The following is an 11,928-nucleotide window of genomic DNA, read 5'->3' as shown; positions in this document are numbered from 1 at the left end:
CACCCGGCGTAGGCGGGCCGGGCGGGAACGGCTCAGGCGATCAGGGAGTCGATCGCGACGGCGAGGAACAGCAGCGCCAGGTAGATGTTCGACCAGTGGAAGAACCGCATCGGGCGCAGGTCGACGCCGGTCTTGCCGGCGTTCACGCGGCCGAGGAGGCGGTAGACCTCCACCAGGCAGACCGCGCCGAGCACGGCCGCGGCGGCCGGATAGAGCAGGGACGTGCCGGCGATCGGCCACAGCAGCAGCGAGCACAGCACGGTGGCCCAGGTGTAGGCGACGACCTGCCGGACGACCCGGCGCTCGGTGGCGACCACCGGCAGCATGGGCACCTCGGCCGCGGCGTAGTCCTCGCGGTAGCGCATGGCGAGCGTCCAGGTGTGCGGCGGCGTCCAGAAGAACACCACGCCGAACAGCACGACCGGGGCCCACGACAGCGTGCCGGTGATGCCGGCCCAGCCGATCAGCACCGGCATGCAGCCGGCGATGCCGCCCCACACGATGTTCTGCGACGTACGCCGCTTGAGCACCAGCGAGTAGACGAAGACGTAGAACAGGATCGCGCCCAGCGACAGCATCGCGGCCAGCCCGTTGACCGTGAGGGCGAGCCCGAGCGTGGAAAGAGTGCCGAGAATCACACCGAAGACCAGCGCGCCCGCCGGCGACACGTCGTGCTTGGCGAGCGGACGCCTGCGGGTGCGCCGCATCGTCCGGTCGATGTCCCGGTCGATGTAGCAGTTCAGGACGTTCGCGCTGCCCGCCGACAGGGTGCCGAACACCATGGTGGCGGTGGCGGTCCACAGGTCGGGCAGGCCATGCGCCGCGAGGAACATGACCGGCAGGGTCGTGATCAGCAGCAGCTCGATGATCCGGGGTTTGGTGAGCGCCACGTAGGCCTTCACGAGCGCCCCGATGGAGCGGGGAGCCGTGGCCGTCGCGGTGGACCCCAGCGGGGTCACCGTCTGCTTGTTCGTCAGGACCGTCAAGGCGCTTCCAACACGTGCGGGGTCAACGCGTAACCTCTGATTAGGGCGGATCTCCGGGCAGCCTGTCTCCGGGCGGCAGCCGGCACTTGGTCAATCACTGTAGTCGCCACCGCAGGTGGTCCCCGAACCGGGGCCGAAGCCGCAGGTGTCGCCACCGAGGTGGCTACCAAACGGTATTACGAGGAACCCGTTAGGGTCCCCTGTGGGCGGGAAATGCCAGAACCGGCGCGAATACAAAGAGGGGATCGAGCAGTTGAGCAGCGCAAGCCTTGAGTGGAGTGATCTTGACCGGCAGGCGGTCGACGTCGTGCGAGCCCTGGCGATGGACGCCGTGGAGAAGGCGGGATCGGGTCACCCCGGCACCGCGATGAGCCTCGCCCCCGCTGCCTATCTTCTTTTCCAGCGGGTCCTGCGTCATGACCCCTCGGATCCCAAGTGGGTCGGACGAGACAGGTTCGTCCTTTCCTGCGGGCATTCGAGCCTGACGCTCTACATTCAGCTCTACCTGTCCGGCTACGGCCTGACCCTGGACGACCTCAAGGCGCTCCGGCAGTGGGGCAGCCTCACCCCGGGCCACCCCGAGTACGGCCACACGGCCGGCGTGGAGACCACGACCGGTCCGCTCGGCCAGGGCATCGGCAACGCGGTCGGCATGGCCATGGCGGCCCGCCGCGAGCGCGGCCTGTTCGACCCGGACGCCGCGCCCGGCACCTCGCCGTTCGACCACATGATCTGGTGCTTCGCCTCCGAGGGCGACCTCGAGGAGGGCATCAGCCACGAGGTCAGCGCCCTCGCGGGTCACCAGAAGCTCGGCAACCTGGCCGTGGTCTTCGACTCCAACCACATCTCCATCGAGGACGACACCCAGATCGCCCTGTCCGAGGACATCGCCAAGCGCTACGAGGCGTACGGCTGGCACGTCCTGGAGGTCGACTGGACCAAGACGGGCGAGTACGTCGAGGACGTCCAGGAGCTGTACGCCGCGCTCGAGGCGGCCCGTGCCGAGACCGACCGGCCGACGTTCATCAAGCTCCGCACGATCATCGGCTGGCCGGCGCCGAACAAGCAGAACACCGGCAAGATCCACGGCTCGGCCCTGGGCGCCGACGAGGTCGCCGCGACCAAGCGCGTCCTCGGCATGGACCCCGAAAAGAGCTTCGACGTTCCCGACGAGGTGCTCGGCCACGCTCGTGAGGTCGTCCAGCGCGGCCGGGCCCTGCGCGCCGAGTGGGACAAGGGCTACCAGAGCTGGCGCGAGGCCAACCCCGAGCGGGCGGAGCTGTTCGACCGGATCTCCAAGCGCGAGCTGCCGGAGGGCTGGGACAAGGCGCTGCCGTCGTTCGAGATCGGCTCGCAGGTCGCCACGCGCAAGGCGTCCGGCGAGGTGCTGAACGCGCTCGCACCGGTGCTGCCGGAGCTGTGGGGCGGCTCGGCCGACCTCGCCGAGTCCAACAACACCACGATGAAGGGCGAGCCGTCCTTCATCCCGGACGAGTACCAGACCAAGGAGTTCCCCGGGAACCGGTACGGCCGCACGCTGCACTTCGGCATCCGCGAGCACGGCATGGGCGCGATCCTGAACGGCATCGCGCTGCACAACGGCACCCGCCCCTACGGCGGCACCTTCCTGGTGTTCAGCGACTACATGCGCCCGTCGGTGCGGCTCGCCGCGCTGATGAAGCTGCCGGTGACCTACGTCTGGACGCACGACTCGATCGGTCTCGGCGAGGACGGCCCGACCCACCAGCCGATCGAGCACCTGTGGGCGCTGCGCGCGATCCCCGGCCTCGACGTCGTCCGCCCGGCCGACGCCAACGAGACGGCGGCCGCGTGGAAGGCCGTCCTCGAGCACAACGACCGCCCGGCGGGCCTCGCCCTGACCCGGCAGAACGTCCCCACCCTCGACGGCACGGACCCGGACGCCGTCGCGCGGGGCGGCTACGTCCTGCAGGACGCCTCCAACGGCCAGCCGGAGGTCGTGATCATCGGCACCGGCAGCGAGGTCCAGCTCGCCGTCGAGGCCCGCACGATCCTGGAGTCCCAGGGCATTCCGACCCGCGTGGTCTCGATGCCGTGCGTGGAGTGGTTCCGGGAGCAGGACTCCGCCTACAAGCAGACCGTGCTGCCGCCCGCCGTCAAGGCCCGGGTCGCGGTCGAGGCGGGAATCTCCTTGGGCTGGCGCGAGTTCGTGGGAGATGCGGGCGAGGTCCTGGGGCTCGAGCACTTCGGCGCGTCCGCGCCGTACAAGACGATTTACGAGCAGTTCGGCCTCACCGCCGACCGGGTCGTCGCCGCCGCCAAGGCCAGCCTGGCCAAGACGGGCGCCGACAAGGGCGAGACGACCGGAAACTGAGGGACAAAGGATGAATGAGAATCTGAAGCGGCTGACGGACGCCGGAGTCTCCATCTGGCTCGACGACATCAGCCGGGAGCGGCTGCGCTCCGGCAACCTCGCCGCCCTGATCCGCGACAAGAACGTGACGGGGGTCACCTCCAACCCCACGATCTTCGCCTCCGCGCTGAGCAAGGGCGACGCCTACGACGCGCAGCTGCGCGACCTCGCCACCCGCGGCGTGACGGTCGAGGAGGCCGTGCGGGCGATCACCACGTTCGACATCCGCTGGGCGGCCGACGTGCTGCGGCCGGTCTTCGACGCCACCCGCGGCGTCGACGGGCGCGTGTCGATCGAGGTGGACCCGCGCCTGGCCCGCAAGACCGAGGCGACGATCGCCGAGGCACGCGCGCTGTGGTGGCTGGTCGACCGGCCCAACGTGCACATCAAGATCCCGGCGACCGTCGAGGGCCTGCCGGCGATCACCCAGGCCATCTCCGAGGGCATCAGCGTCAACGTCACGCTGATCTTCTCGCTGGAGCGCTACCGCCAGGTGATGGACGCCTGGCTGAGCGGGCTGGAGAAGGCGAAGGCCAACGGCCTCAACCTCGCCACGATCGAGTCGGTCGCGTCGTTCTTCGTCAGCCGCGTCGACACCGAGATCGACAAGCGCCTCGACAAGATCGGCACGCCGGAGGCCGCCGGGCTGAAGGGCAAGGCCGGCGTGGCCAACGCCCGCCTGGCGTACGCCGCGTACGAGGAGATCATGAACTCGCCGCGCTGGCAGGCGCTGCGCGCGGCCGGCGCGCACCCGCAGCGCCCGCTGTGGGCCTCCACCGGCGTGAAGAACCCCGACTACCCCGACACCCTGTACGTGGAGCAGCTCGTCACGGCCGGGGTCGTCAACACCATGCCGGAGAAGACCCTGGACGCCGCGGCCGACCACGGCCGGATCTCGGGCGACACGATCCGCCCCTTCTACCAGCAGGCGTGGGACGTCATGGCCTCGCTCAAGCAGGCCGGCATCGACTACGACGACGTCGTCCGCGTGCTGGAGGAGGAGGGCGTCGAGAAGTTCGAGACGTCCTGGAACGAGCTGCTCGAAACCGTCGACGGCGAGCTGCGGAAGGCCTGAGCTACAGATGACAATCGAGGTGACCCTCGGCGACGAGGCGGACGCCGTCCAAGCGGTCAAGGGCAAGCTCGTGGCCGAGGGCGTGCCCGCGGCCCTCTCCGCCGGCGACTCCACCCTCTGGGGCCCGCAGGCGCAGCCCGAGGCCGCCATCCGGCTGGGCTGGCTCGACCTGCCCGAGACCAGCCGGGAGCTGCTGCCGGAGATCGCCGAGCTGGTGGAGCGGGCCCGCTCCCAGGGCCTTGACCACGTGGTGCTCGCCGGCATGGGCGGCTCCTCCCTCGCCCCCGAGGTGATCTGCGCCACCGAGGACGTGCCGCTGACCGTCCTCGACACGACCGACCCGCACCAGGTGCGGCGCGCGCTCGCCGACCGGCTCGACCGCACGATCGTGGTGGTGGCGAGCAAGAGCGGCGGCACGATCGAGACCGACAGCCACCGGCGCATCTACGAGCAGGCGTTCCGCGACGCGGGGATCGACCCGGCCGAGCGGATCGTGGTCGTCACCGACCCCGGCTCCCCGCTGGAGCGCACGGCCATCGAGGCCGGATATCCGGTCGTGCTCGCCGACCCGAACGTGGGCGGCCGCTACAGCGCGCTCACCGCGTTCGGCCTGGTCCCGAGCGCCCTGGCGGGCGCCGACGTGGCCAAGCTGCTCGACGACGCCGCCGCGGTGAGGCCGCTGCTGGCCCAGGACGAGGGCAACCCGGGCCTGGACCTCGGCGCGCTGCTCGGCGCGAACGCGCTGCAGGGCCGCGACAAGCTGATCCTGCGCGACGCGCCGTCCGACATCACCGGCCTGCCCGACTGGATCGAGCAGCTCATCGCCGAGTCGACCGGCAAGGAGGGCAAGGGCATCCTGCCCGTCGTCGGCGCCGAGGCCGCCGAGGCGGACGACCAGTTCCTCGTCACCATCGGGCCCGACAGCGGCACGACCGTCGACGGCCCGCTGGGCGCGCAGTTCCTCGTCTGGGAGTACGCCACGGCGATCGCGGGCCGGGTGCTCGGGATCAACCCGTTCGACCAGCCGAACGTCGCCGAGTCGAAGGAGAACACCACCCGGATCCTGCAGGAGGCAGGGGACGGCCCGCTGCCGACCGGCACCCCGGTGCTCACCGACGGCCCGGTCGAGGTGTACGGCGACCTGCCGGGCGACCTGAAGAACCTGGCCGACGTCCTCACCTGGCTGCTGCGCGCGATCCCCGAGCGCGGCTACCTGGCGATCATGGCGTACCTCGACCGCGAGGCCGCGTTCGACGCGGCGGTCGTCGGCGAGGCGTCCTTCGAGGAGATGACCGACACCTGGGCGAGCGCCGACGTCGCGACGCTGCGGGCGCTGCTCGACTACCGCACCGACCACGCGGTCACGTTCGGCTGGGGCCCGCGCTTCCTGCACTCCACCGGGCAGTACCACAAGGGCGGTCCGGCGTCGGGCGTGTTCCTGCAGATCACCGGTGCGGTGACCGACGACATCGAGGTCCCCGGCAAGCCCTACACGCTGGGCAGGCTGCAGCTCGCCCAGGCGCTGGGCGACCTGGGCGCCCTGACGTCCCGGGGCAGGCCGGCCGTGCGCCTGCACCTCACCGACCGCGTCGCCGGGGTCAGGCACCTGCTCTCCGTGGCCGAGGAGCTCTGACCATGCGATGCGTTACAGGCGAAGGGCCCGTCCGCAGGGAGGACACATGACGGAGCAACAGGAGCCGCAGGCCCCCGCCGACGACGCCCGTCAGGCGCCGGAGGCGCCCAGCGGTGCAGTACCAGAGGCAGTGCGGCAGGCGGCGGACGATCTGACGAGCGCTGAGCGTGCGGTTCTGGCCGCCGCTCAGGCCGCCACGACCGGGACCACCGAGCTGACCGCGGCCGCCAACCCGCTGCGCGACCCGCGCGACCGGCGCCTGCCCAGGGTGGCCGGGCCGTGCGTGCTCGTGCTGTTCGGGGTCACCGGCGACCTCGCCAAGCGCAAGCTGCTGCCGGCGATCTACGACCTGGGGAACCGGGGGCTGCTGCCCCCGGGCTTCTCCCTGGTCGGTTTCGCCCGCCGCGACTGGGCGCACGAGGACTTCGCCCAGGTCACGTACGAGGCGGTCAAGGAGCACGCGCGGACGCCGTTCCGCGAGGAGGTCTGGAAGCAGCTCAGCGAGGGCATCCACTTCTGCCCCGGTGAGTTCGGCGACGAGGGCGCCTTCGACGTCCTCGCCATGATGCTGAAGGAGATCGACGAGACCCGGGGCACCGGCGGCAACTACGCCTTCTACCTCTCGGTCCCGCCGAAGTTCTTCCCGCTCGTGATCGAGCAGCTCAAGCGGACGAACCTGGCCAGGGGCCCCGAGGGCTCCTGGCGCCGGGTCGTCATCGAGAAGCCGTTCGGGCACGACCTGAAGAGCGCCCAGGAGCTCAACGCGATCACCAGCGCGGTGTTCCCCGAGAGCTCGGTCTTCCGGATCGACCACTACCTCGGCAAGGAGACCGTCCAGAACATCCTGGCGCTCCGCTTCGCCAACACGCTGTACGAGCCGATCTGGAACCGCGGCTACGTCGACCACGTGCAGATCACGATGGCCGAGGACATCGGCATCGGCGGCCGGGCCGGCTACTACGACGGCATCGGCGCGGCCCGTGACGTGATCCAGAACCACCTGCTCCAGCTCCTCGCGCTGGTCGCGATGGAGGACCCCACGTCCTTCGACGCCGACGCGCTGCGCCGGGAGAAGGAGAAGGTGCTGCGGGCCGTCAAGCTGCCCGCCGACCTGGCCACCGGCACCGCCCGCGGCCAGTACGTCCGGGGCTGGCAGGGCGGCGAGCCCGTCGTCGGCTACCTGGAGGAGCAGGGCATCTCCCCCGACTCCACCACCGAGACGTACGCCGCGGTGAAGCTGGAGGTGGCCAACCGCCGGTGGGCCGGGGTGCCGTTCTACCTGCGTACGGGCAAGCGGCTCAGCCGCCGCATGACCGAGGTGGCCGTCGTCTTCCAGAAGGCGCCGCACCTGCCGTTCAGCAAGGACGACACCGAGATCCTCGGGCACAACGCGCTGGTCATCCGTGTCCAGCCGGACGAGGGCATCACCGTGCGCTTCGGCTCCAAGGTGCCGGGCACGGCCATGGAGGTCAGGGACGTCAACATGGACTTCGCCTACGGCGAGTCGTTCATGGAGTCCTCCCCCGAAGCGTACGAGCGGCTGCTGCTCGACGTGCTCATCGGCGACCCGCCGCTGTTCCCGCACCAGCGGGAGGTGGAGCTGTCCTGGCAGATCCTGGACCCGATCGAGGAGTTCTGGGCCACCCAGGGCAGGCCCGAGGGGTACGCGTCCGGCTCCTGGGGTCCCGCCTCGGCCGACGCGATGCTGGCCAGGGACGGACGCGCCTGGAGGCGGCTGTGAGCGCTGTCAGCGCGCCGTGTCCGGGGTGGAGTGAGCGGAGAGCGGTGTGACGACCTTCAACCTGACCGAGACGACCGCGTCGAAGATCTCTTCGACGCTGACCCGCCTGCGGCACCAGATGGGCGCGCCCGCCGTCGGCATGGTGCTCACCCTCGTCGTGGTGGTGGACGAGGCGGGGCAGTACGACGCCCTGCGCGCGGCCACCGAGGCGGCGCGCGAGCACCCCTCGCGCATCCTGATGGTGATCAACCGCGACCCGGCCGAGCCCAACCGGCTGGACGCGGAGATCCGCGTGGGCGAGTCGGCGCCGGGCGAGGTCGTGCTGCTGCGCCTGTACGGCGAGCTGACCGAGCACGCCGACTCGGTGATCACGCCGCTGCTGCTCACCGACACGCCGGTGGTGGTGTGGTGGCCGGGCGACTGCCCGGAGATCCCCGCCAAGGACCCGGTCGGGCATCTCGGCAGCCGCCGGATCCTGGACGCCAGGTCGGCCCCGGACGCGGTCGCCGCGATCTCCTCGCGGGCCGCCAGCTACGTCCCCGGCGACACCGACCTGGCCTGGACCCGGCTCACGCCGTGGCGCAGCCTGCTGGCCGCCGCCTTCGACCAGCCCGTCGGGAAGGTCACCGGTGGTGTGGTGGAGGCCGCGCCGGGCAACCCCAGTGCGCCGCTGCTGGCCGCCTGGCTGTGCGACCGCCTGGAGGCGCCGATCGAGGTCGCCGAGTCCGGCGGCCCCGGCCTGACGGGCGTACGGCTGTCGATCGCGAGCGGCGGCGAGCTGACGGTGAGCAGGACCGATGCCAGGCTCGCCACTCTGTCACGGCCCGGCCACCCCGACCGGCGGGTCGCCCTGGCCCGCAGGCCGGCCTCGGAACTGCTCGCCGAGGAGCTGCGCCGGCTCGACCCCGACGAGATCTACGCCGCCGCGATCCGCCGGCTTGCGGAGATGAAGGGGCAGGGACGGTCGTGACCGGCGTTCCCACCGTCATCGTCCACCGTGACGCCGAACTGCTGGCCCAGGCCGTGGCCGCCCGTCTCATCACGCGGCTGGTGGACACGCAGGCGGCCCGCGGTTCGGCGCACCTGGTGCTGACCGGCGGAACCGTGGGCATCGCGACGCTGGCCGCCCTCGCGGGCACAGCGGCGCGCGACGCCATCGACTGGCGGGCACTGGACATCTGGTGGGGCGACGAGCGGTTCCTGCCGACCGGTCACCCCGAGCGCAACGAGACCGGGGCGCGTCAGGCCCTGCTCGACCACGTCGACGTCGACCCGGCCCGGGTGCACCCGATGCCCGGCCCCGACTCGGGGATGACCGCCGAGGAGGCCGCCGACGCGTACGCGGTCGAGCTGGCCAAGGCGGCCAGGCCGGAGGACCACGGGCCGGTGCCCTCGTTCGACGTGCTGCTGCTCGGCATGGGGCCCGACGGCCACGTGGCCTCGCTGTTCCCCGGCCAGCCGGCCGTCTACGAGGAGGAGCGGCCGGTCGTGGCCGTGCACGGCTCGCCCAAGCCGCCGCCCACCCGGGTGTCGCTGACGTTCCCCGCCCTGCGGGCCGCCAGGGAGATCTGGGTCGTCGCGGCGGGCGAGGAAAAGGCCCAGGCGGTCAGGATGGCGCTGTCCGACGCCGGACCGTTCCAGGTGCCGGCCGCCGGCGCGCGCGGGCGGCAGCGCACGCTGTTCCTGCTCGACCGTGCCGCCGCGCACAAGATCCCGCCATCGCTGGGGCGGATCGCCTCCCCCTGAGCTCACGGCAGGACGGCCGGGCGCGGGCATGATGCCCGCGCCCGGCCGTTTCCATCTCCCGGCTGCACCGTCTCTCTTGCCGTAGCCATCTCCCGGTCGTTCCGTCTCCCCGGCCACGGCCATCTCCCCGCCGCGCCGTCTCTCCTGCCATAGCCATCCCGCTCGTTCCATCTCCCGGCCGCTCCGTCTCTCTTGCCGTTGCCGTCTCCCGGTCGTTCCATCTCCCCGTCCATTGCCATCTCCCCGCCGCGCCGTCTCCCCGGCCACGGCCATCTCCCGGTCGTTCGGTCTCCCGAGCCGCGCCGCCGCCCTCAAACCCCGATCATGTGGTACGAGCCGTAGCCGGCGTGGGCCGGAGCCACGGGCCCTATTCCATGCCGCATCTAGCAATTGCGCCAGGGCGAGACACGCGCCGGCTCTCTGCCTCGGCCGGTGGTCCGCGGCCGGTGGTCCGCGGCCGGTGGCCCGCACCTGGTGGCCCGCACCTGGTGGCCTGCGGCTGGTGCCCCATCCTCATCCCCTGATCTCTCCATGCTTCTCTCCCTGTGTCTCCCGCGCGCTCTGCTCCCAGCCCTCATCACGCCCGGGATCTCCCCTGCTTCTCCCTGCGCATCCCCCTGCTTCTCCCTGCGCATCCCCCTGCTTCTCCCTGCGCCTCCGGCCTGCTCTGCTCCTGTCCCCATCGCGGTCGGGCTCTCCCCTGCCCGCTTGCGCCGCAAGCCTGTAACCCCAACTGGTAGGCGTCGCCCGGTTGCTAAGAGTGACACGACCAGGAGATAATTCAAACAGTATTTCGAATCAAGCTAGGAGAGTGCGATGGATCTGTCCGACATCGATCCTGAGCACCTTCATCGTTCGAACAACGTCGATAGCGACTGGAGCGACGGCTGGTGGGATCGCCTGATCGCCAATTCCCCACTGTGGTCGTCCGACGGTTCGTCCGCCCGCGCGCCCTTCCCGATCATCAACTTTGGGCCCCGGCAGCCCGCCGACGCGCCCCGCGCCGCAAGCGCGGACGCCCCGGGCATGGACGTCCCAGGCACCGATACCGACAGCGCAGATAACGACGGCGCGAACGCCGCGAGCGGGGCTGCCACCGGTGCGAATGCCGCTGGCATGAGCGGTGCTGACACGGACGGCGCTGACGCGAACGCCGAGCGTGGAGCTGCCGACGACGGCGCAGATACCACTGGCCCGGACGCTGCTGGCGCGACGGGCCCGGGTGCGGGTGCTTCCGGCGGTGTGGGTGGGCGTGATCGTGGTCGTGACCGTGGTCGGGGTCGTGTGCGGTCGTCGTGGGTGGTGGTGGGGTCGGTTCGTGAGGTGGCCCAAGAGCTGGCGCTGACCCCGCTTCCCGATGACGTGGACATGTGCCTGGCCGAGGCGGAGGAGTTGCTGTTCGCCCGCGACCGGATCACCAGCGCCCTGGCCGACCGGGTGGGGCAGGTGCATCGTGCGGGGCAGGCCAGACAGCATGGGCATGCCTCCACCCGGTGCTGGCTGCGCACGAGTGGGGGGATGACGGTGGGGGGTGCGGGCCGCCTGCTCACGTTGGGGGCGGAACTGCCGCGCCTCCCTACCGTGCGGGAGAAGTTCGCCACGGGTGAGTTGGCGGCGGGGGTGGTGGAGGCCATCTGCGCCGCTGTGGCCGGGCTATCGGATGAGCAGGCCGGCCTGGCGGAGCCGATCCTGGTGGACCTGGCGGGCAAGGCCGGGGCGGCGGAGGTCGCCAAGGCCGGCCGCCATCTGCGGGCGGTGCTGGACCCTGATGGGGATGAGCGGGATGAGCGGGCCGATTACGGGCGGCGGTTCCTTCGGGTCCGCCCGGGCAAGGGCGGCGGCGTGGAAGGGGAGTTCTACCTGCCGCGTGAGGCCGGCGCCCGGTTGATGGCGTTGTTGCAGGCGTATGCCAAGCTGAGGGCGCAGGGGGATGACCGCCCGCTGACGGTACGTCAGGCCGACGCGCTGATCGCCCTGCTGGAGCAGAAGATCGTCACCGAGCTCCTCGTCGTGGTCAGCGCCGAATCCCTCCCCACCGACCCCGAAACCACCGACCCCGAAACCACCGACCCCACCGACCCCACCGACGACAACCCATACCCCGCCGACCCGGCCACCCAAGACCCCGCCGACCCGGCTACCGACGACACCGACCCGGCCACCCAAGACCCCGCTGACCCGGCCACCGACGACCCCGCCGACCATGTCGAGGACGCGCGGGACGCCGAGGACTTCGAGGAAGGCCGGGAGCACACGGGCGACTTTGCTCCCGGCGAGTCCGACGACCTCGACGCGGCCGAGGCCGAGGCAGGTGCCGGTGCGGGGAGCAATGCCGATGCCGACGGAGCCGCTGAC

At 71.3% G+C, this 11,928-nt stretch carries 8 protein-coding genes; 7 read left to right on the top strand and 1 reads right to left on the bottom strand.

The window, feature by feature from the left end; genetic code table 11:
* Positions 1 to 32: 32 nt before the first annotated feature.
* Complete coding sequence (locus tag FLV34_RS04695; protein ID WP_142647517.1) at positions 33 to 977, bottom strand: heme o synthase; 945 nt, start codon at positions 975 to 977, stop codon at positions 33 to 35.
* Positions 978 to 1,230: 253 nt separating this feature from the next.
* Here FLV34_RS04695 and tkt point away from each other — a divergent pair, with 253 nt between their 5' ends.
* The 7 genes from tkt to FLV34_RS04660 all read left to right on the top strand — a co-directional run.
* Positions 1,231 to 3,339: a transketolase gene (gene tkt, locus FLV34_RS04690; protein WP_147942539.1), complete on the top strand. Its 2,109-nt coding sequence runs from the start codon at positions 1,231 to 1,233 to the stop codon at positions 3,337 to 3,339.
* A gap of 10 nt (positions 3,340 to 3,349) precedes the next feature.
* The gene (gene tal, locus FLV34_RS04685) at positions 3,350 to 4,453 is read left to right on the top strand and encodes a transaldolase (protein ID WP_142647479.1); all 1,104 of its coding nucleotides are present in this window, start codon (positions 3,350 to 3,352) and stop codon (positions 4,451 to 4,453) included.
* Between the two features lie 7 nt (positions 4,454 to 4,460).
* Positions 4,461 to 6,086, top strand: coding sequence for a glucose-6-phosphate isomerase (locus FLV34_RS04680; RefSeq protein WP_147942463.1), 1,626 nt, complete (start codon positions 4,461 to 4,463; stop codon positions 6,084 to 6,086).
* A gap of 46 nt (positions 6,087 to 6,132) precedes the next feature.
* Positions 6,133 to 7,827, top strand: a complete 1,695-nt coding sequence (gene zwf / locus FLV34_RS04675; RefSeq protein WP_205830170.1) for a glucose-6-phosphate dehydrogenase — start codon at positions 6,133 to 6,135, stop codon at positions 7,825 to 7,827.
* A gap of 46 nt (positions 7,828 to 7,873) precedes the next feature.
* Positions 7,874 to 8,797 (top strand): glucose-6-phosphate dehydrogenase assembly protein OpcA, encoded by a 924-nt coding sequence (locus FLV34_RS04670; RefSeq protein ID WP_260617242.1) that lies wholly within the window; start codon positions 7,874 to 7,876, stop codon positions 8,795 to 8,797.
* The gene (pgl, locus tag FLV34_RS04665) at positions 8,794 to 9,573 is read left to right on the top strand and encodes a 6-phosphogluconolactonase (protein ID WP_142647481.1); all 780 of its coding nucleotides are present in this window, start codon (positions 8,794 to 8,796) and stop codon (positions 9,571 to 9,573) included. Before FLV34_RS04670 ends, pgl begins: the two co-directional genes overlap by 4 nt.
* A gap of 816 nt (positions 9,574 to 10,389) precedes the next feature.
* Positions 10,390 to 11,928 (top strand): DUF222 domain-containing protein (locus FLV34_RS04660; protein WP_147942462.1); only part of this gene is annotated, 1,539 nt, incomplete at its 3' end.

The organism is Microbispora sp. CSR-4 (genome assembly GCF_008033685.1).
Taxonomy (GTDB): Bacteria; Actinomycetota; Actinomycetes; order Streptosporangiales; family Streptosporangiaceae; genus Microbispora.
This window is presented reverse-complemented; position numbering and strand designations above follow the sequence as displayed.

Bases quoted from the DNA above. Each gene is read 5' to 3' on its own strand.
- tal (WP_142647479.1), top strand. From the start codon at position 3,350: ATGAATGAGAATCTGAAGCGGCTGACGGACGCCGGAGTCTCCATCTGG.
- FLV34_RS04680 (WP_147942463.1), top strand. From the start codon at position 4,461: ATGACAATCGAGGTGACCCTCGGCGACGAGGCGGACGCCGTCCAAGCG.
- zwf (WP_205830170.1), top strand. From the start codon at position 6,133: ATGACGGAGCAACAGGAGCCGCAGGCCCCCGCCGACGACGCCCGTCAG.